Genomic DNA, 24,521 nt, shown 5'->3' with positions numbered 1-24,521 from the left:
GCTAACAAAGATGGCAACCTTCATTGCCGCCCCACTGATTGTCTTCGATTTTTACTGATCCTGCTCGTCCGAACCGGTTCCAGGAATGGTATCAGATCCGGTCGGGCCTGTACTGTCCACGGCTATGCCATTCGATCCAGAATTACCTGAGACGGGCTGACTTTGTTGTGGCGCTGGTGCTGGTGTTGTCGCGCCCGGCGCAATGCCACTGGCCGTTGCCGGTGTAACGGGACGGGGTGACGGCGTGACGGTCGAGCGCTCCACCGTGATACTGGGTTGGAAACTGGCCGCAGCAAAGCCCGTCGCGTTGGTCCCGCCATTCCCCGATGTGCCAATAACCGCGTTGCCCTCAGCCGCGCCCTGCGCCGGGCGGCCAAGCCCGACAACATTACCCGCCGCCAACGCCACCATTCCCGTGGCACCCGCGGTCGTCCCCGTGGGCTGAACCGGCACATTTGCCACCGTGTTCACTTGCGGTGTTTCGGTGGGGGTGGTTGCGGTAATCCGGCCAATCCGGTCTTCCGGATCGTCAATCACAAGCGGACCGTGCAGGATGGAATCGTCCATCGTCACGATCCGGGTATCAACCGGCAATTTGAAATCAGACTGATCAAAGGCCAGATCATTAAAATAGGTATTATTGTCAAACAGTTGCAGTTGATACCCCAAGCGGATTTTCTGGGTCACATTGTCCATCAGCATTTTAGCCACCGGCAAGGTCATGATCATTTCATTGGTAATCTGGCCGCTGGTGATCCGGGTTTGAAGCGATTTGATATCAAACACAGCCGTGTTGGTGCGCAACAGATCAAACTGAACTTTTTTAGGTGCGGTAATATTGGCATTTACCGTTTTCGACAGGCTGCCATTCAAGCCGGTCACCTTCATCAGCAATTGCAGGCTATCAACATAGTTTTCCAGCTTGGTCAGGGAAATATGCTGGGCTTCCATCACCGTGCTTGCCCCCAGGCGGCCCTTTTCAATATCTAACCGCCCGTCGCTGCCTTCGACATAAAGATTGGCATTACGTGATGTCAGGTCTTCAATCTGAATGTCCTGTCCGCTGGCACGGATATCTATTTTTTCCGGTGCCGAAATGGTGCCGATGTCGCTGCTGCCATTCCGAATGGCAAGGGCAATTTCCGCAGCATCGTTTTTCCCGCCTTTTGCTGTTCCGGCAATCACACGGTCAGCACTCAAATCACCGCTAACTTCGGCCATGTAAATGCCATCGCGGGCCTGAAGGGTTGTGTACCGCCGCTTGGTTAGGAACTGATCACGATTAAGGCTAATTTCGCTACCATCTTGCGCCGTTGTTTCAACTTCAAACCGGTCGCTGGCAGATGTGCCGATGGTCCCGCCTTCGGCAACAATCCCGACGCTATCGCCTTTCAAAACTGCCGTGGACAATTGCACCATGCCGTTGCCATGATCAACAAAGGCATTCGCTTCGACAATCGAGTTTCCGGCAACGATATCAATATGGTTGGTCGCACTGATTTCACCTAGCGAAATGGTGCCCGAAACCGAACGCAGCGAAACACCGATCATGCGGGTTACACCATCATAGGCAACCCCGCTGGTTCCAGCCCCCGTGCGCAAGGTGGCAATGCGCATATCTTGCGCTGCTGTCAGCGAAACCCGACCATCACCGCCATCAATTTCCGACCCGTCATTTTGAACAATCTTGCCGGTGGTCGCCGTGATGTCGATGCTGCCCGATGCTTCGGAAATGACATCTGATTCAGGCTTGTTCAGCGTCACATCTTTATTGGCAAGGATCGCAATCGAACCGTCCTTGGTGCGAATAAAATCATTTGCCAGTACCGAGCCGTTCTGCGCGGTAATCGCAATGTCTGCCGCCGTGGTTTTAACCTGATCAAGCGTCACATCATTGCCCGCCAGCAACGTCACCTTACCCGTGCCGCCGTCAATCGTGCTGTCGTTTTCCTGATACAGGTCACCTGCCGTCGCGGTGATGGTCACATCACCTGAACCCGCCGAGGTCACATCGGCTTCATCATTGAACAGTGTCACGTTCCGAGCAGCGATAACGCCAATATTAGCGTTACTGGTCGTGATGAAGTCTTTTGCCGTCACCGAGCCGGTCTGCGCGGTAATCGCGATATCGGCACCCACCGTCTGAACCTGATCAAGTGTCAGGCTGTCGCCCGCCGTCAGCGTTACTTTGTCACTGCCACCGTCGATGGTCGAGCCATCGGCTTGGGTAATGCTGTCCTTAGTGGCGACGACGGTGACCGCACCGGTGCCCGTCGAGGTTACGTCCGACAGTTCGTTGGTAAAGGACACATTGTTGTCACCAGTGATGTCGATAGCGGCATCAGTTGTTTTGATGAAGTCATTGGCAACAACATCGCCGCCCTGAGCCGCAATCCTGATTGCGGAGGTAGTGGTCTTAACCTGATCAAGCGTGACTTTTTTGCCCGCTGTCAGAGAGACTTTACCCGTCCCGCCGTCAATCGTGCTGTCGTTTTCCTGATACAGGTCACCTGCCGTCGCGGTGATGGTCACATCACCCGAACCTGTCGAGGTCACATCGGCTTCATCATTGAACAGCGTGACATTCTGAGCCGCTGATATGCCGATATTAGCGTTGCTGGTGGTAACGAAATCCTTCGCCATAACCGAGCCGGTCTGCGCGGTAATCGCGATATCGGCACCCACCGTCTGAACCTGATCAAGTGTCAGGCTATCGCCCGCCGTCAGCGTGACTTTATCGCTGCCACCATCGATGGTCGAGCCATCGGCCTGCGTGATGTTGTCTTTGGTAGCAATGATTGTGACTGCACCGGTGCCCGTCGAGGTTACGTCCGACAATTCGTTGGTGAAAGACACATTGTTGTCGCCCGTGATGTCGATAGCGGCATCGGTGGTTTTAATGAAGTCATTGGCAACAACATCGCCGCCCTGAGCCGCAATCCTGATTGCGGAGGTAGTGGTCTTAACCTGATCAAGCGTGACTTTCTTGCCCGCTGTCAGAGAGACTTTACCCGTGCCGCCATCAATCGTGCTGTCGTTTTCCTGATAAAGATCGCCTGCCGTGGCGGTGATGGTGACATCACCTGAACCACTCGAGGTGACATCGGCTTCATCGTTATCAAAGGCAACGTTCCGGGCTGCCGTGATGTCGATTTTGGCTGCACTGGTCGTGATGAAGTCTTTCGCCATGACCGAGCCAGCTTGCGCGGTGATCGCAATATCGGCACCTGCTGTCTGAACCTGATCAAGTGTCAGGCTGTCGCCCGCCGTCAGCGTTACTTTGTCACTGCCACCATCAATGGTCGAGCCGTCGGCCTGCGTGATGTTGTCTTTGGTAGCAATGATTGTGACTGCACCGGTGCCCGTCGAGGTTACGTCCGACAATTCGTTGGTGAAAGACACATTGTTGTCGCCCGTGATGTCGATAGCGGCATCGGTGGTTTTAATGAAGTCATTGGCAACAACATCGCCGCCCTGAGCCGCAATCCTGATTGCGGAGGTAGTGGTCTTAACCTGATCAAGCGTGATCTTTTTACCCGCTGTCAGCGTGATTTTACCCGTGCCGCCATCAATCGTGCTGTCGTTTTCCTGATAAAGGTCGCCTGCCGTGGCGGTGATGGTGACATCACCTGAACCCGCCGAGGTCACATCGGCTTCATCATTGAACAGTGTCACGTTCCGAGCAGCGATAACGCCAATATTAGCGTTACTGGTCGTGATGAAGTCTTTCGCCATGACCGAGCCGGTCTGCGCGGTAATCGCGATATCGGCACCAGATGTCTGAACCTGATCGAATGTGAGGCTGTCACCTGCGGTTAGCGTGACTTTGTCACTGCCACCATCAATGGTCGAACCATCGGCCTGCGTAATGTTGCCCGCCGCGGCAATGATCGTGACCGCACCGGTACCGGTCGAGGTAACGTCAGCTTCTTCGGTATCAAAGGCCACATTCTGTGCCGCAGTTATAGCGATCCCGGCGGCATTGGTGCTGATGAAATCTCTGGCGGTGACAGACGCCGACCGCGAGACAATATCAATTGCAGCACCGGTTGTTTTGACCTGATCGAGGGTCACGGTCTGGTCTGCCGACAGACTAACAGTGCCGGTACCGCCGTCAATGGTGCTGCCGTTGGTCTGCGTTAGCGAACCACTGCGCGAATTGATCGATATTGCCCCGGCACCCGACGAGGTAATGTCTGTTTCAGCCTTATACAGATAGACATTTTTTTCCGCGACAAGCGTAATGTCGGCACCGTCTGTTTTAATGAAATCATCTGCTTCCAGATAACCGCCATCGGCCGTTACCTTAATGGCTGCACCACTGGTTTGCACCTGATCCAGCGTAACATCACCACCCGCAAACAGGGTAACGGCACCGGTACCGCCATCAATCTGCGAGCCGTCTTTTTGCAAGATGTTGCCCGAGGTTGCGGTAATAGTGACAGCCCCGCCATTGGCCGAGGTAACATCGGCATTGCCGTTAAACAGGTTTACTGAATTGGCAGCCGTAATGACGATGTTGCCGCCATCGGTGCTAACGACATTGTTGAGGCCAATCGCATTGGTTTGCGCGGTAATGGCAATGTCGGCATTGCGGGTTTTAACTTCATTAAGCGACAAGGCCTGATTGGCCAGCAAGGTTATCTTGCCTGTACCGCCGTCAATCATGCCATCATATTGCATGATGTTATCACCGAGCGACGTGATTGCGATGTCGCCGCTTCCGGTCGAAACAATGTCGGTATCGCTGTTATGGAGCGTGATTTTCCCGGCCGCCGTCATGGAGATTTTACCATTTTCGGTCTGGATGAAATCATAGCCGTCAATCACATCGCCCTGGGCGTTAATCGTAATATCGGCATTGCTGGTCCTGACCTGATCCAAAATCAGGCTTTGCCCGGCGGTCAGCGCAACATTTGCCGTGCCACCATCAATCGTAGAACCATCTTTTTGTTCAATAGTACCTGCCGTGGCAACGACCGTAACGGCGCCAGAGCCCGTCGAGGTTACATCAGCCTCGCCATTGGCAAACGTCACGTTTTGGGCTGCGGTGATATCGATCTTCGCCCCGCGGGTGGTGATGAAATCGTTTGCGATCACCGAGCCATTTTGGGCCGTAATCGCAATATTGGCACCCGTGGATTGGACCTGATCAAGGGTCAGGTTTGTGCCTGCCGTCAAGGTGACCTGATCACTGCCGCCATCAATGGTCGCGCCATCTTTTTGCTCGATAGCGCCTGCGGTGGCGATAACGGTAACGGCACCGGAGCCCGTCGCGGTAACGTCGGCGTCACTGTTGTCAAACGTGATGTTCTGCGCCGCAGTAACGTCGATTGTGCCCGCATTGGTCGTGATGAAGTCTTTCGCCGTCACCGAGCCCGTTTGCGCCGTAATCGCAATATTCGCACCTGTGGTTGCAACCTGATCAAGTGTCAGGCTGTCAGATGCCGTAAGGTCAACAAGGCCGCTGCCACCGTCAATGGTGGAGCCATCGGCTTGGGTAATATTACCATCCAGTGCCGTGAGGGAAACCTTGCCGGAGTTTTGCGAAGTCACATCAGACAAAGCATCGTTCAAGGCAATGCCCTTGGCAGCCTGCAAAACAATATTGCCATTATTGGTGGTAATGGCATCGGCAACGGTGATGGTGCCATCTGCCGTGGTGGCGTTAAGGTCGATATTGCCAACGGTGGCGGAAATACCGCCCTTGGCATTAGCAACCGAGATGCTGCCTGCAACGTCAATATCGATGCCGGATTTTGATGTATCAGAGGTTAATTGCGACACACGGTTGATGGCAAGATTTTGGCTGTTGGCAAGGGTCAGTTTGCCATTGTGGATAGTGGCATTATCCAGCGTAGAAACCGTGGTGACAAGGTTGGCATTGCCGCCCGCATCAAGGTTTAGCGTCGCGGCGGTAATGCTGTTGGTCCCGCCATCGGTAATGTCGCCGGCGGTTGTTTTAAGCGTGACCGCACCTGGTGCGGTAATATCGGTAATAACAAGGCCAGTGCCGCCCACAAGCGTAACGGCGCCATTGCTGGCCTGCTGGGCAATTTTGGTGACGTTAAACGTATCGGCTTCGTTTAGTGCCACCGCACCACTGGTGGTGTTGGTGGCCGTGACGGAGGCCAGATTTGTTTCTATCGCGTTATCCGCCCCAATACCGGTAGCACTGTTGATGGTAACACCAGCACCAACGCCATTGGCAACAATATCAATATCGGTGTCACCGCTATCGGTGATGCCGCCATGGGTCGAGGTAAGGCGAATGGCATCTGCTGTTGCGTTATTGGAAACAAGATTGGCCAGACCGATATCACCATCGGCCACCAGAGTTGCCTTACCGGTGCCGACATTAATTGTGGCGCCGTCTGTCTGGCGGATATAGCCGCCATTAACGCCCGCTTTTGCCGCTATCAGCGACAAATCGCCGTTGTCAGACATGGTGATGACACCAACCGCACCCGATGTGATGTTTTTATCGGCAACCAGAGTGGCCGACGCGGCGGAAGAGGTTAACGCCCCGTCAATTGCCAGCGACCCGCCATTTTCGGCAGTCAGGAACAGCAGGCCGTTGGTCTGAAGCGTGCCGCCTGATGCGAGGCCAAGATCGCCCTGGGTAACGATTGTCGTGTCGGTCGCACTGCCAATTGCCACGGTTTGCAGAACAAGGTTGTCTTTTTCCGCAATGCGGATTTTGCCGCTCTCGCTGTTAGCAAGGCTCAGCCGGGCCACATCGGTATCAAGTGCGTTGGCACGGCCAATGCCGTCATCCGCTGCCAGGCTGACAACACCATTTTCGTTGCTGCTGGTAATGTCGTCATCGGTGTCACCACCATCGATAATCTGACCATCTGCATCAACGGCTATGGCACGGGTGCTGGCGTTGCTGGTCGCCAGCGACGCCACGGTAATGTCACCGGCAGCTTTCAGGCTGATGGCGCCAGAACCGGCATTGATTTTGGCACCGTCGGCCTGGGTAATATCACTTGTGGTGGCCGTGATGGAAACAGCGCCACCGCCCGATGAAATGCTGCTGGCCGCCAGCATGACAATATCGCTGGCTGACTGATAGGTTTGCGCATTGCCGTTACTATTAACGGTGGAACGTAAAGTAATGCCGTTATCAGCATTAAGGTTCAAAACGCCGTTCACATCGACCGCGCCGAGGGCCACAAACCGCCCCGGGCCGGACAGATATGCCCCGCCATCAAGAGTGGTCAGCACCAGGCTGCCATCGGCACTGCTGATCCCGATATCGAGCGCACCGCCATCGGCACTGCTGCCAATGCCCGCGGAAGCATAAAGGGTAATCGACTGCGCAACAATATCGGCAATGGCATCGTTGGCACCATCAAGGATGCTGCCATTATCAGCCGACAAATTGACATCGTGGCTGGAGAACAAACCATCCACATAAATATTGCCGCTGATTTCGTGCATGTAAATGTCGTCGGCGGCACGGGCGGTAAGCAGGCTGCCATCGGCCTGGTTAATCATGATCGGGGCAGATTCCGTACCAATATGGCCGTCCCCTGCTTCAAAGATCATGCGGTTGCCTTCAAAGTTCGCCCCGTTGCCGTCACGGCCATCGCTGATGCTACCCCCAATTTTAACGCGGATTTCCTTACCCGACGCATTAAACACATTGAGATCATTTTCCGATCCCAGGAACAGATCGCCCCCGGCCTTGATCGTTGTGGTGCCCGTGGCGTCAATGTCGAAATCTTCGCGCTGAACGATCGTCAGGGTGTGTTTGCTATCATCGCGGATAATGTCATCGCGTTCGGCTGCGGCCATTGCCACTTTAACATCGTCGGTCAGGTCGTTTGATTTGGTCAGATCCAGAACAATATCGCCATTATGGCTGCCCATATTGCCCTTCACATCAATCGTCACATTCCGCGCCGAGACATTAGCCGTTTCAACAACTGTCGTCGTATCTGTCGTTTCCTTGAACGCAAAGGATGGCAACAGATTGGTCAGTTCTTTTTGGGTCCATTTATAACCATCGGTTACTGCGGCAATTTCGTCGCTGGTGGCCGTATAGCTGTAGTCGGCGTTATAGGTTACATCGCCAAACTTGTCGTAGGCCGAACGATAGCGTTCGGTTTGACGATCAGCATAAGACTGGATGGCATCGCTATCGAGCCCGGCATCGGTCAGGCTGGTGCGTTCGCTATCGCTAACGACATAGGTGTAATCGGCATCAATGGCATCGGCGACATAGTTGCCATCGCCGTCCTTGTGCAGGTTGCGAAGGGTGAAATAATCGTCATAGAGCGATTCCTGTTCCCCTTCATAGGCCTTGACCTGTGCGTCCTTTTTGGCATCGGCATCCGTCCCGGTCAGATCCAGACTGTCAAACAGGGCCAGCAACTGGTCGGTGGTGTCGGTGTCTTCGGTTTCGTCGACATTACCATCGATCAAATTGCCATCTGAAACCTTGATCGACACATCGCCGACGGTTTCAATACGGTTGACGATCAAATCACCGCTGACTTCTTCAACATTGATATCGCCGCGGGCCGCCTTGGCGGTCAATTTGCCGCCACTTGCGGCATTGGTATCAACTTTCAGAACCCCATCGCTGGTGCCGATTTTACCATTCCGCGCAATCAGTTCAATATCGCGGCCCTTAATCACACCACTGCCCGACGTGATAATATCAAAATCAGCCCGCAGCCCGATGGAGCCACTGCCCGCCGTCAGGTTACTCAGCACCAGACTGCCGCCTGGGGCATCGAGATAGATGTTTTTGCCCGAGGTAACCGAAACCAGGTCGCCCGATTTTTGCACCAGATTAAGATAACTATCAGCCCGTCCAACCGACCCGTTAACCGCCGAAAGTGCCAGATTGCCAGACTGAACAGCGCCGCCGTTACTGTAAATGTCACCATTCGTCGAGGTCAGATTGGTGACGCCGCCCACGTTTTGCAGGCTGCCCCCAAGGGCAATACTGCCATTAGAGGTGACATCGACCTTGCCGTTATCATAGCCGATAAACGAAATATCGATTGGTTTGTCGGCTGCGACCGAATGGTAATAATAGGTATTGGTGCCGGTTTCGGTAATGGTTGTGCGCTTGAATTCATATGTGCGCGAGAAGCAAACAAACCACGCACAATCACTGCCCCAACTGCGTTCGGAATCGCCCTGGTAAATTTGTTTGTTCGAGGTTACTTCATCGGCGGAATTAAAGGTGTAGTCAGCAAGATCGCCATGCTGGGCAACGTAATCGCCTTCTGGCAAATCCTCTGCGCTGAGTTCCTTTGATTTTGGATAGCCCGAAACAAGGTTGTCGCTGGAAAATGAACGCTCGGAAATGGGAATAAAGCCAAACAGACTTTTCTGCTGTTTGCTGTACTGGTTTTCCGTCTGGGTGGTTGTTGATTCACCTGCCATCCAGTAATAGCGCATGTCATCTTGCATGGCATAGGTGGATGTGCGCCCGTCAGTTGAGGACACTAATTTGGTTGCTTGCGAGCTATCGGTGCCAGCATTGCTATAAACGTTCAGGCTGTCGCCAATGCGTTCATAACGCGTGATAAGCGCACGCCCGGTGCCATTATTCTTGCTTTTATCAATCAGCGTAATCTGGCCTTCGATGCCCCCGGTATCAACATCATCAAGCAGCACGGTACTGGTACTGTCATTGTTGATTTTGATGCGGCCATAGCCATCGATCACGTTGATTTTGCCATTCCCGGTCGAAACCAGACGGCCACTTAGCAGCACCGTGCCACCTTCAACCTTGGCATCAAGAATGCGGATTTCACCGGTAACCCGGTCAAGTTCGGCCTTGATACCGCCAACACCGACCCGGCCTTCGTCCATGACAATGCCGACATTTTTGACTTCAACATAACGTGCACCGCTGGTGTTACCTGCCGCATAGGCCGCGTCAACGTCGGACTGGTTGATGGTGATCGACTTGTCGGCGATGCCAGACTGGATCACACCATTGATGTTAATGGTATCAGCATTAATAAAGACATTGTTTGCGGCAATGGTCGAACTGCTGTCATCGACGGCCTGGGTGACATTATCCGCCGAACCACTGGTCGCCGCGCCGCTTTCATACAGGTTAACAAGCGATGCAAACCCGGCATCAGGATGGGCACCGATATTGAGAAGGGTTTCGGGCGAGTCAAAAACGAAGTCGCCGCCTGTCGAAATTTCAACAGTTTCCCCCCGCATGCTGGCAATCGAATAGATTGAGCCCTTATCACTGGTGACCTTGATCAAGCCATTGATATTGTTGATTTGCCCGGCAAGGATAACATCTGGTGCCGCAATATCGAGCTTGTTGCCGGGATTATAAACCCCGGAAGCAGGATCGAAGTTATTTTCAATAATGATCTGCGGGTCGGCCGAGGAAACGGAACTGACCATTTCCATCGTCGCCGTACCATCGGCATCGGTGTTACGTGCATTAATATCAGTCGCGGTTAATACCGACTGCCCGTTAAACAGGATTTTCCCGCCCAGTTCATCGGGAATGGTCATTTCGGTGATGCGGATCGGCATCGGCGAATTATTTATGATCTTGATTTCTGCATCGCCGGGGCTATTGATTTTACCCGAGCCAACAACGTAATCGGAATACAGTTTAACGTTGCCGGTGGCGGCTTCTGTCGGATCAATCTGGACCACGTCGACATAGGCGTCTGATTTGCGGCTGGCAATGGCGGCGCGCAAAATGGTCAGGCGGCTTTCAATATCAGACTTGATCTGCACACTGTTGTCATCACTGGAACTGCCATAACGCAACAGCACGTTTTCCAGACGGGCAACTTCGGTTTGCAGGCTTTGGCCCAAATTCTGGGCTGCAAGAATGCTAAAGCCCATGCCTTCGCTAATTTCATCGGGTGTAAAGACCTTGATGATTTTGGGCACCCCGGGATTATCGGGGTCTTCTGCGGCCAGTACCCAGCGATCATTATCGGTATCGTAACTGGGGTAATAGTGAACCATATTGCCGTTAGCATCGGCGACATACGAACTGAAATCGGTACCAAAAGTGATGTAACGCTTGTTGCGAATACCAGTTCGTAATTCGCCATCAACCTTGATACCACCCACACCTTCGTTTTTACTGGTGCCACCAACAACTTCAAGTGACCCTTCGGTATCGGAACCAAAAACACTGCCGATGGCTTCCAGCGCCTTTTTGGCAAGGTCGGTTGCGCGGCCCACACCATTGGCGAACAAATGGCCTTCGGTGGCCTGAATGTTTAAATCCTTGGCCGACGCGACAAGGCTGCCGGTGCCGATGGTGACTTTGCTGTTATGGATCGCCGAAGCATCGGCGGTTGGTGGGGTCGGAATGGAAATTGCGGTTTTGTTAAACAGACGGGTATCGGCCTTGGCTTCAAGAATGCCCAGACCGGTTGCATCGGCGCCAGCGTAAATTTCAACATCACCCACACCAACAAGATTGGTGTCTGATCCAACGACAACCGCATCATTAGCCGTAACCGATGCCTTGGAAACACCGCCGGCCGCCCCGGCAAAACCATAAGTAACGGAACGGGCACGCGCACTCATTTTCGCATCGCTGCGTGCCGCAACACTAAGGTCACCGGCCTGCGTTTGCAGGGATGCGTTATCGCCCAGCGTCACATTGCTGGCAAGGTTGGCAGTTTGAATTGTGGTCGCGACAGGGGCGCTGATCAAACCGCCACTATCAAAACTGGTTTCATCATCGACCGTCACATTGGTTTTTGCCAGAACCGCTGCTGTACCTTGATTTTGCGACGTTCCAAAAACATAAACATCTGAATTGGCCCCAACTGAAATATTGGTGCTGGCATTCATGGTGCCGCTGGAAACACCCACCGCCATGTTAAACCCGCCGCCCTGGCTGGTTTTAAAGTTGGCGTCCGAAACCAGATCCTTGCTGAGTTCGTTTAAGGCCAGAAGCGACAATTGATGGGTACGAAGGCCGGTTTTTGCCCCAAACCCGGCCCAGACATTGCTGGTACCATTCACCACCAGCGCCCCGGCGGCGGCCTGTGCCAGGGCGGCACCGGTCGTATCAATTTTACCGTCATATTTGCCACTTGCTGTGGCGCTGATGGTGGTTGTGCCATCCGCACTTAACGTTGTCAGGCCTGCACTATCAAGCGTGCCTGCCTTGACCGTACTGTCAAGGTCCACCTTGGTCAGGCCTGCTTGCACAACACCCACGCCGCCCGCACCCGAAATGGTATCACCATAGGCATGTTCCGCGCCAACAGCCGTAATCGACAAATCGGCCATCGTGATGGCATTTGTACCAGCACCCAACAACGCCTTGCTGGTTGTTGTGACATCAACAACCGCGCTGTGTGCGCCCAGCGCAATGGCACCGGCAGTAACGCCAATCGCCCGCCCTTCGGCAGCGGCTTCGTTACGCGCACTTAACGAAATACCGTGATCGGCAACCACGGTCGTAATGTTGTTTTCATCGGTTTGGGTACGTTCGATGCCCAACAGTTTGACGTTATTACCGGTCGATGCACTGACATCCCCGGCAAGCGTGGTAACAGCCGACGAGCCCGCCGCGCCGACCAGCAACCCGCCACTTCCGGCAATGGCTTTGGCATCGGCGTTATTGGATTGGCCTTTAAGCAATTTGGCATCAAGGGTGATGGTATCGCCAGTCACACTGGCATTATCGCCCACCAGGGCCTCAACATTGCGGTCCACCAATGCCTGCGACAGCGAAACACCCAGGCTGTAACCCGCACTGAGCGACGCACCAATCGCCTGTGACGTGGCATGGGGTTCATCGCTGGCGGCAATAACAACATCGCCGTCACTGTAAAGTGTGGCACCCGTGCCAATTTTTGCTGTTGTATCGCCGTCAAGATCAACAGTGGCATCGGCGCCGGCACCCGAGCCCGCAAGCCCAAGTGACGCACCAACAGAATAGGCATCAAAGCTACCGCCATTGGTGGCCGAAACCGTGATGGACCCGGCAGGATCGTCTTTTTTGCCGACCTTGGCATTGCTGCCAATTTCGGATGTTACATCATCGTCTGAACTGGTAACCGCAACCGAAATACCCGCCGCCGCAAACCCGGCCGCCCCGGCAATGGCCCGGGTTTCCCCGCCCGAGCTATTTTTGGCCGTGATCGACACAGCGTTATCGGCAAAAATATTCGCCCCGCTACCGATCAACGACTGGGTGGTGGTTGAGCGATCCAGCACTGCAATTGTCGCCGCAACGCCAACCGCACCGGCCGACGCGCCATAGGCCTCGGCCTTGGATCGGTCGGTTTTATCAAGCAGGTCGGACGAAATGGTAATCGTATCGCCGGCATCAAGATTGGCGTTTTGGCCAATCAAAGCCTGCGACGTTGTGCCCATGCTGGCAACCGCCACCCAACCGCCAACACCCACGGTACCAGCAGCGGCACCACCGGCGAAGGCCCGAACACGGCTTTCATCCTTGGCAGTCACATTAATATTGCCGCCCGCCTTGATCGTCGCGTTCTGGTCGATAACGGCCGAAACGCCATCATCGAATGTGCCATTGCTGGAATCCAGCGGGTCCATCACGTTTTGGGTTTTCGATTTTGCCGTGGTGCGATCGCTGTTGGCGTCGCCTGCCTTGGAATGTGCCAGATTACCAGCATCCGAACTGGTAAGATCGGCACTGCGATCGGTTCCCGCTTCGCTATTGACCTGATCGGTGATGCTGCCGTTATCCGACGTCAGCTGGTCGGTCCCCCGGCTGTCGGCATCGCCGCCCAATATGGCAATGGCAACAGACCCGGCAACACCTGCCCCCAGCCCGCCTGCACCGGCAATCCCGGTGGCAGAAATATCTTTTTGCGCATGTGCCGCAACCGACACATCATCCTTGGCCGACACCAGCGTATTTTGCCCAATACGGGCCGCCGTTGAATTGCGGGCAACGGCAATGTCCATGCCAAAGCCAACACCGGCAACACCGCCAACGGCACCTGCACCGGTGGCACCGCCAACGGTAAGGCTGTTGGTGGCGGAAACCAGCACCGCCTGATCATCATCGGCTGTACCGCTGGCCTGGTTAATTTTGGCACCATCGCCAATTTCCGCCAGTGTTTTAACCGTGGCGGTCCGCACACTAATCGCACCTTGCAACGCCAACCCGACCGACGCGCCCCCGGCAACAGTGTACTGGGTCATGTTCTCGGTGGAATCAGCGATAACCGATGTGGTGCCATCGGCGTTGGTAACGGCGTTTTTGCCGATCCGGGCTGTTACGTCGGACGACGATACCGCAACCCCGATAGCACCGCCCGCCGCCGTAACACCACCAACCGATGCCGAACCAATGATTTGGCTAAAATCGGTATTTTCCTTGGCATGAATGGCAAGATCATCGCCCGATGTCACAATGGCACTATCGGACAATTCGGCAAGAACCGTATTATCGACAACATCCACCCCCAGCGACACATTGTGCCCTGCCAAGGCACCTGCCGCGCCATTTGCCGAAACACTGCCAAGATCCTGATCCGAAATGGCAGAAACCGTAATGTCGTCTTTGGCCGACACCGTGCCGCCCATTTTGGCCGACAGGGTTTTGGCAATAACATTGGTCGCGGTCGCAGCACTTACCGCCGGGCCAGTCCCGGTAACGGCAACCGTAACCGGCACCGTTGAAAGATCGGTACTATCATAGGCAGCAACCAGCACATCCTGATTATCGGACGCACCGGCATTAACAGCATTGATCACCGCACCGGTGCCAATTTGCGCCAATGTTGACCCGGCAATAACATTAACCGTTGCAACACCCGACAAGGCCCCCGCCGCACTTGCTCCGGCGCTGATCGGAAGGGCAGTCACATCCTGATCGGACCGGGCAACAACGGCCAGGCCGGTGATGGTTTTGGAATTTCGCGTCAGGGTTGAACGGTCAACATCAACCTTTGATACCGTCAGGGTGCTGTCATCGTCATTGGTTTGGGTGGTTTTGGCCAGTGCGGTTTCTGTGCTGTCGCTGCGCGATCCGCCGTCGGCCGCAATGCTAATGCCGCTGCCATTGCCCAGAATATTCAGCTTTGCGCCGTCAGCAATCGTGGCCTCGGTTGTGGCAGAAACGGTATTAACCGAAACAACCCCGCCCAGGGCAGCCCCGCCAACCGCAACCGATGTTGAAATATCGTCAAGCTCAGCATCATTCAGGGCCTGTACCCGCATGCTGCGCGTGGCGTTAATGGCGGCACCTTCGAGAACCCTGGCCGCGGTATCTGATACAATCGTATTAATCGCCGCTGTACCACCCGCACCCACAAGGCCGCCTTGCACGCTGACAGTTACCGCAACAAGATTATCGTCCGAGCTGGCATCAAGGGTAATGTTGCGCGCGGCATCGACCTTGGCATTTTTGCCGATCCAGGCGTTGGTTTGCTTGGCTATTGTTGTAACGTTGGCCGCCGCGCCAATGCCAACAATCGCCCCACCGGCCGCACCACTGACGGTTACGACATTGCTGTCGCTTTTGGCATCAATCACAACATCCTGGCTGGCACCATCGGTAACGTCTTCGTCCTGGTTTACCTTGGCATTATCCCCGATATAAGCCGTTGCATCGGACAGCAAAGTGGTAATCGCAACCGAGCCGTTAATGGCAGTATAAAGCGCCCCGCCGCCCGCAGCGGCAGCATTGATAACGCTATCGTGGCTTGCCGCTTGAATGGAAATGGCACGCGTGGCATCGACCGAAGCCAGGTTGCCAATATAGGACTGGGCCGAACTATCGACCGTGGTGATGGTAATGCCACCGCCCACCGACACACCGCCACTGCCTGCAACGGCAAGCGTCCCGGCAATGACTTTTGATGTATCAGACGATGTAATGGATACATCCTGCCCCGCAATCAGCGTTGCGCCCTGCCCGACAAAGGCCTTGGTATCGTTGCGTGATGCCTCGGCGGTGGCGTTAAAATCATCCGTGATCTGGTTTTTACTGCGTTGTGCACTGGCGGCATTATTCGCGGCGGTGGCTTCATCGCGGTCGCCCAGGGCATTGCCGATCAGGTTTTTGTTGGTGGCGGCGTCGGCAGCCGACCATGTATCGCCGCTATTATCGTCATCATTGCTGGAAAGACGGGATTTGGCGTCATCATCAATAATGCCGCCGACAAAGGCCACGGTTAGCGCCCCGGCAACACCGACCTGCCCGCCTGCGGCCCCGGCCACGCCCAGCTGCAACAACTGTTTTTCCGACGTGGCGGAAATTGAAATGTCATCATGGGCGGAAACAAGGCTGCCGCCCGAAACAAAGGCATTTGAATTATTGCGCAAAACAATAACATCGGCCGCGGCCCCGATACCGGCCACACCGCCACCGCCAAGCCCGCCGGTAACGCTTACCACGCGCACAAAGCTGTCGGCATCGATATCCACATTTTGCCCGCTTAGCGAATAATCGGCATTCTGGTTAACCTTGCCTGCGACATAGGCCTGTGTTGTGGACGTATGCACACCCACCCGTACCGACCCGGCCACACCCGCACTACCGCCACCGGCCCCGGCGACAACAGCGGCATATTCCTGTTCCTTGCCACTGGCCGAAATGGTGGTTTTGCCTTTGGCATTGGTTTCACCATCGCTGTCAATATAGGCCTTGGTGACGTTATCCAGCACGGAAACACCCAGTGCCCCACCAACACCGGCACTGCCCCCGGCACTGATTTGCCCGGCAACCTGCACGAAGGTGGTATCGCTATCGGCAGCAAGGGTGATGTCGCCGCTGGTGGTGACAACCCCGTCAATATAGGCCTGTGTCAGGCTTGAGGCGACCAGCACGGAAAGCGATGCGCCGACCCCGGCATTGCCCGCCGCGGCAATATTGGCGGCAACAGAAATGGCATGGGTCGCCTGATCGGCGGCAACAGTAACATCACTGGTCGCATCGACAAGCGCATTCTGTCCGATATAAGCACTGGTGGTTTTGCTCAGGGTCAGGCTGTCAATCGAGCCGCCAATCGCATTGCTACCGCCAACGGCAACACCACCCGCTACATCAATAGACAGGGTATCGCCCTGTGCCTGCACGGTTACCGTCTGGGCATTGCCCGCGGTACCAGTGGCCTGGTTAATTTTGGCGCCTGCATCGATATAGGCCTTGGTGGTATCGGAAACGACACCAACGGCCACCGCACCAGCCACTGCGGTGCCGCCACCAGCGGCCCCGGTTGCCGCAATATTGGCAATATCCTGGTCGGAATAGGCCGTAACCGACAGCCCTTTCCGGGTTTCGGTCGTCAATGTCTTTTTAAACGCGCCATCTTTTAAATCATCAATGCTGGACGATTTTAAGGCCAGCGCATCATCCGACGTGGTTTGCAATTTCGACCCGGCACTATCGGTATCAAGCGTCGAAAGGCCATTAAACAGGGCACTTGAAAGGGTCGCCCCCCCTGTCATCACATCAAGGCCAGTGGCATTACCACGTGCCGTAACGTTGGCATTACGGCCAATATAGGCGGTGGTTTCACCAATAAAGGTTGTAACGCCAAGCGACGCCCCCCCGGCATTGCCGCCACCGCCAGCACCCGTACCGGTCAAAATCAGCGCATCGGTTTCGTCGCTGGCGTGAATGGCCACATTGCCATCACTGATGATGGTGGCCCGCGATACCGTATCGGCATCATTTTCGGCCAGTTCGCCAATCACAGCACTGGTGGTGTTATCAATCAGCGCCAGCGCGCCCGACCCGGTAATCGCCGTACCACCCACCACAGCAACGCCAAGAGACACAGCAGTAATATTTTGTTCGCTGGTCGCCGTTACATTAACATTGGTATCGGCAGTAGCGGTGCCGTTCAGAACCGCCTTGGTGGTTTTGGCAATGGCATTGCTGGCAAGAACACCGCCCACACCGGTGCCGGTGCCAAAGGCCGCCGAACCGATAATGTTACCAATATCGGTTTTGTCCTTTGCGGTAACCGAAATGCCGCGCGACCCGGCAGAATTTTCATCATTTAGTTTGGCATCATTGCCAACACTGGCGGTGGTTTCGCTTTTGACCGTATTGGCACCAAGCGAAACAGCCACTGTTGTGCCACCACTTGATAGGGCAGCACTGACTGTTGCGGCGGAGATATCCTCGCTGGCATCGGCATTTACGGCAATGGTATTAGCAGCGTCTATTTCGGCGCTATCGCCAATACCGGCACGGGTTTTAGCCAGGATAAGGTTGGTGGCAATCCCCGCGCCAACGCCGGTTTGCCCCGAAACCGCCAATCCACCAACAAAGCTGCTAATGCCGGTTTTGCTGGTGGCGGCAATGCCAACCCCGCCTGATGATGAAATGGTTGAATGTGACGAAACAAGTGCGTTGGCTTCGGTTTCAATTACATTAATCCCGACCGACCCGCTAACGGCGGTGCCGCTGCCGCCAACGGCGCCCGCCACCAGTATTGATCCAAGGTCCTGTTCGGCCTTGGCGGTGATGGCCACATCGCCGCTTGCGGTCAGGCTGGCGCCCGACGCACTGCCGGTTTTGCCAAGTTGTGCCGAAACCGTGTCGGCCAGAACCATGGCATTAAGCGTAACGCCGACCCCGGTTTTCTTCGACGCACTAATCGCACCGCCCAAGGTGCGGGCGTTCTGGCGGTTTTCGGCTTCCAGCGTAATGTCTTTGGCGCTGGCCGTTGCCGTGTCCGCAATGCTGGCGGTGGTTTCGTTTTGCGTTACTGTTACCGAGAATGACCCGGCAAGGGCGGTATCACCGGTCGACGCCGCACCAGCGAGGGCTTCGGTATAATAGTTTGATGTCTGGAAAACCGATGTCGGGTTTAGCAGCGAATAATCGCCATCAAAGCCAAAACTGCTTTCGGACTGGCGCAGGTTTTTGGCCGAAACCGTTAAATCGCCGGTGGTTGAGATTTTCGCCCCTTCATCGACCAGTGCCTTGTTGGTATTGCCTGCATTAATCAGGGCAAAGGTGGCACCAACACCGGCCTTTGCTTCGGCCCCGGCACTGATGGTGGCGGCAATGGCACGGGCGACGATGTGGTTTTTCTCGGTCGAGGTAATATTAACGGCACCGGTTGAGGTGACATCAACATTTTTACCAAAAGACGCACCGGTATCGTTATCAGTGTTGATCACACTGAGCGCACCGGCAACGCCGGTTTTTTTGGCACCGGCCCCGGCAATGGCTTCGGCCATTAATTTATTGGCAAAATCGGACGACTGGTTTTGCGTGGCCTGTGCTGTAACATTCACGCCGGTTGATGCGGTGATTTTGGTGTAATCGCCCAGTTTGGCGGTGGTTTCATGGTCTGTCGCCGCTACAGCAACGCCGACTGCAATGGCGGTGTCGGTCAAAACAGCGGCACCTACGCCTTGCGTTTGGGCGTTGGCATCATTTTTTGCCGTAACGTCAATATTCCCACCCGATGACAGGCTATACGCCCCGCTTGAGGTGCTGTCATCAACGCTGGCAATGCTTTTGCGGCTGTTAACGCCCACACCAACAGCGGCAGCAATGCTGATTGACTTGCCGCTTTTGCCGGTATCGCTCTTGCCGCTTTCATCAACCGAACTGGTTTTGTTATTACCCGATGAAGCCTGGTCGCTCAGGGTTTGGGCACTGCGCGGTTTTTTATCGCCGCCGTCTTCATTGCCAAAACTGCCTGCCAACAGGAGTTCATCGGTCGCGCCGACAAACTTGTTTTTATAGCTTTCCAGCAAGGTTCCGCGCGCCGTTGCCAGTGCCAGCGTTGTGTCCTTGCTAAGGGCTTCGGACGAAACCGTAATCGCCCCTTTTGCCGCAACCGAACGCGCCAATGATGCGCTGGTTGTGCTGTTGGTAAGGCCCAGCGCCAGCGATGCCCCGGCAGCGGCCTTGTCGCCTGCGGCTTCGCCGTCTGCCTGTACCAGCACTTCGGAATCTGATTGTGCGGTAACGCTTACAGCGCCATCCGATGTCAGGGTGTCCTGATCGGTGCCAATCCGGCTTTCGGTGGTTTCATTGTTTACCGCAATGGCCACCGCCGCATCCAGCGAATAAGCCGAAGTTTCGCTTTCGTCCGAAATATCAAGCACGTCAGACGAGGGTGCACTGGCTGCCTCGGCATGAGTGGACTGATTAACCCCTGAAACAGCGCTAACCTTGACAGCCCCGGCATTGGTGGTGGTCAATTTTGCGCCATCGCTGATGCGTGCCCGTGTCACGGTGTTATCCACCGTAATGGCAAAAGACGCCCCAACGCCCAGCTTACCAGAACCGCCACTGCCATCACTTCCGCCAGAACCACCGCCTGTTTCTGCCTTGGCGGCTTCAATCTTGTCGCCCAGCGATGTCAGCTTGCTGTTAATGCGGGTTGTCATGCCGTTCAGGGTTGTATAGCGGTCGGTAAATTCGTCTACCGTTGGCGTCGCAGCGCCAACAACCCCCGTTGACAGGTTATCAAGAATACGTTTGGACCCGGCCGAAACCAAAGCATTACCCGCACCAACGGTAATATCTGCATCGGCACCGATTTCGGCTGTCGTGGTCTGATCAATCAGACTAATCGCGACCGCACCGGCAATGGCCAGATTGCCAACACCGGCACCAGCCACCGCCGATGTTTCATATTTATTGGCATCATCGATAACGTCTTTATCGTCGTCATCTTTAACCGCGTTGCCGTCGGCATCAAGTACCGTGAAGCTGCTGGTCAATGCCGACAGGGTAAGGGCCGTACCCGTCACCGTCGCACTGGTGCCAATGGTTGCCGTGTTGCTGACACTGGCAATATTAAGCGCCACAGCCGCCCCGATATTCGTATCGGCCTCGGCTGCACGACCATCGGCGGCGGCTCGGCTATCGGTGTTATCCGCCGAGGTTATTTTAATATTCGCGCCTGAAACCGTGCGCGACGATGCAATACCGGCACTTGTGTCGGTATCCGCAACCGTTAAGCCCAGTGCAGCTGCAGCCGCCACCTTGCCGCCATCGTCGGCACCATCGCCCTTATCGGCTGAAACATTGGCCTTGGCCGCGGTTTTATCGCCGTCAACCTTGTCGCCACTGCCGGAATATAAATTCCCAAAGGCCGCGGCCTTTTTGATCGTGCCCAAGACGTCGCTTTTGGCTTTGCTATCGGCATTTTGCTCTTCGGTGCCAGTATCCTTGGGGGTAGCATTGGTTCCCGCGGCGGCACCGGTACGAATATCGCGCACCGATGCTGCCGACACGGTTAAATTGCCGGTGGTCGTCAGGTCACGGTCCAGTAACGCCGTGGAACTGGCGTTCACAATGCTGATGCCGACGGTCAAGCCGATGGCGACATTTGATGCATCGTCGGCATCACCGGCGGCGGCCTTGCCAACCGACAATACTGTCATATTCTGTTGCGCATCGATCGATACCCCGCCTGCCAGCGTCAAGCCGCTGGCCGAGGATTCAATACCCGCTGTTACATGATTGTTGGCAACAGAAAGAGCCAATACTGGCACAATGGCAATACCACCGGCACCAGCGGAATTCGCGGCTGTTCTGACCTTCCCGCCGGAAACCGCAGAAATATCCAGCCCGGATGCATTTGTTAATGTTGCCCCGCCGCGCAAAGCAGCATCAACCGTGCTGTTATTGATATTAATGGCAATGGCCGCACCAACCCCAATACTGGGCGTCGCATTCTGGTCTTCTTCGGTTTCGGTATAGGTATCATAAGCCTCAAACAAGGCGCCGATAACGGTGTCATCTTCTGGCGAGCCATCGGCGATGACTTCGGCATCGCCGCCACCAGTTGCCTTGATGGTGATGGATCCATTTTTACCATCTATCGCAACATTATTGCCAATTTCAGCAAGCGAGCTGTTGGTATTCATAATCAACAGGCCCAGCGCCCCGGCAAAACCAACATCATCGGCTTCCTGCCCGGCATAGGCCTGAACACCAAACGCATTTTGGTTCTGATCTGTAATGGCGGTATCAATACTTTTGGTTGTGGCATTTACCGCAACGCCGTTCGCAGCAATCGTCAGAAGTTTGTCGTCGTCCGCCGCAATACTTGCCAACAGCTTGTTATCAACCGTCTGGATAGAAACACCGGCACCCCCCCCCGCCTTGCCCCCGGCGGTTATGCCGCTGGCCATGGTATTGGTCCGGGCGACGGCTTCGGCGTTCACGTTCAAGGCGCCCGTCAGGGAAAGCGTTTTATCAGCATTGGATGAAATCAGGGCCCGGGTGTCAAAATTACTCGACGCATAAGAAACTGCTCCGGCAACCTGTACCCCACCGCTGCTTTCATCATCGTCCTTTAAGGTATCAGCAACCTTCCCCAGCACGCCGTCAAAGAGGGCGGTCAATTCATTTTTGACCCCGCCGTCAACCCCGGCCTCACCCAGGGCATCGCTAAACAGACTTGATGCCGTTCCTGCACCATCGGCCACACCAGCGCGCGATGCCGTGTTCTGGGTCGTTACATTTTGCGCATTAACCGTCAGGCTGGCGGCACCCGAAACAGCGGCACCTTCGCTCATTTCCGCAATCGCAGTGGCGCTGACATCGGAAATGGCAACCCCGATAGATGCCCCGGAACCGCCAGTTTCAACGGTGGCGGCATCGGCAATGGTATCGACCTGGGTTTTCCCGGTGGCCTTAACGGTAACAGCACCGGCCTTGGTAATTTTTGCACTGCCCTTAAGGCGGGTTGTCGCACTGTTATCAACAACTGAAACCGCCGTGGTTATCCCGGCGATGGCAGAAACCGATTTGGCAATGGCGGTTGAATCGGTAATGGCTGTTGACGTCACATCGACATCACCGTCGGCTGCCAATGTTGCCGTTCCCGTCAGCAAGGTTGACGCCTTGCTGTCTGTTACCACAACCGATGCGTTGACCGGACTGACCAGCAAGGCCCCAATAACTTCACTGGTTATTTTGGTCGATGACGCAAGGCTGATATTGCCACCCGCCGTGATTGACCCGTTGGTCATGGTCAGACTGGCGGTAGCACTGCGGGCGTCAAACAGGCGCAAAGTAATGGTCGGCAGGCCTTGCTCGGCCTTGGCCAGAACCGTCACATTGCCAGATGCATTGATAATGGTGTTGGTCAGCGTAACGGTTGCCGAAACGTCGGATAACGGGTTAAGGACAATATCCCCGTCATTGGCAATGGCGGTGGCCGTGATCGAAACATTCGCCCCCGTCAGGGTGGCGCCGGTCATGGAAATGGAATGGCTGGTCGAACCCGCAGCCCCGATGGTGATGTCACCCGCCCCGTGGTCTTCACCGCCATCACCCGCATCCAGTGCTGATCCGGTTTCAAACACGATATTGCGACCCGTCAGAGTGATATTGCCCGACTTTGACGCCACTGTTTTGGTCGAAACCGTCACACCGGTTTTAAGCGTGATGGTATCGCGCCCTTCAAACACATAATTGGTGCCGTCGGCCTGGGTAACATCGGTCGAAATTGTCAGGTCATCCGGGTCGATCAGAACGGTGCCGGCCGTGCCATTCACCGCACCGCCGGCAAAAGTTCCACCGTTTAGCGCAACCGAGTTTAACGCGCAGAACTCGGCAAAACCGCCATCGCCCGAAATTTCGCCACCCGACATGTCAATATGGGCACCGGCGGCAAAGCTGGCATTATTATCGGCAAAAACGGTGATCTTGCCGCCATTCGAATTGGCCCCGATGCCGTGTGCAGAAATACCCGCTCCGGCGCGCACCGAAATATCGCCCGTAGCACGCACGTCAATGGTGCCGGCGTTTTTGCCATTGACACCGTTGGCCGACAAAACCCCGGAAATATCAACGCCCGAAAGCCCGCCTTTAATTTCGATATAGCCATTGTCATCAACAACAGCCTGCTGCCCGGCATCAAGACCATCAACATTTACAACATCGGAAAAGGCAATCTGGTTTAAGGCCTGTGCGCCCACTACCACGCTGCCCGCCACCTGCACGCCATTGGCAATCAGGGCCGCTTTGCGGGTGGCCCGGACCGACCCGTCAATGGTGATCAAGCCGTTTTCCGACAGCGGCACTTTTCCCGACAAAAGCTGCTGTAATGCCCCTTCATTGGCGTGGCCCGGGCCATCAAAAAACGCCCCGCTGAATTCTTCGGTGGGCGCCATGATTGTCAGGCTGCCAACATTTAGTTGGCCTTGCGCCCCAATCGCCACACCGTTGGGGTTTAGCAGGTAAACCTGACCGCCGATCTGACCATTTTTGATCGAATTGAGAATACCGTCGATATGGGTTCGCGGGCCGTTGACCATATTGATCAAATGGTCGGCCGCGCCTGGCACAAACAGGTTAACCGTGTTGCCCTGATAAACATCAAATTTGCTAAAGGAGTTTAACGCACTGTTACCCTGAATGGTCGATGTGGTGACATCGGTTACCGACCCGTGAACATTCAGGTTGGTTGCGGTCTGGCCATCGGTCACAATCTGTGGCCCGGCGCTGGCCATAATGGGAACAAGGAAGGTTGTTGTGCTCAATGCATAGGCAAAGGCCCGTTTAATCACCTTACGCTTGTTGTCCCGAACGACCGCTAACATCTTGTTATGCTCCCCATACC

General features: G+C 55.2%; 1 protein-coding gene. It reads right to left on the bottom strand.

Annotated features, from left to right (window positions below):
- Window positions 1-51: 51 nt before the first annotated feature.
- Entirely contained in the window at window positions 52-24,501 is a 24,450-nt protein-coding gene (locus tag TMES_RS14205) for a filamentous hemagglutinin N-terminal domain-containing protein (protein WP_085583676.1), read from the bottom strand.
- Between the last annotated feature and the right edge of the window lie 20 nt (window positions 24,502-24,521).

It is taken from the genome of Thalassospira mesophila (assembly GCF_002115755.1).
Taxonomy (GTDB): domain Bacteria; phylum Pseudomonadota; class Alphaproteobacteria; order Rhodospirillales; family Thalassospiraceae; genus Thalassospira; species Thalassospira mesophila.
Note: the sequence above shows the minus strand (reverse complement) of the source record. Positions and strands in the feature narration are given on the sequence as shown.

Excerpts from the sequence above, each read along its gene's own strand:
- TMES_RS14205 (WP_085583676.1), bottom strand. The coding sequence starts at position 24,501 with ATGTTAGCGGTCGTTCGGGACAACAAGCGTAAGGTGATTAAACGGGCC.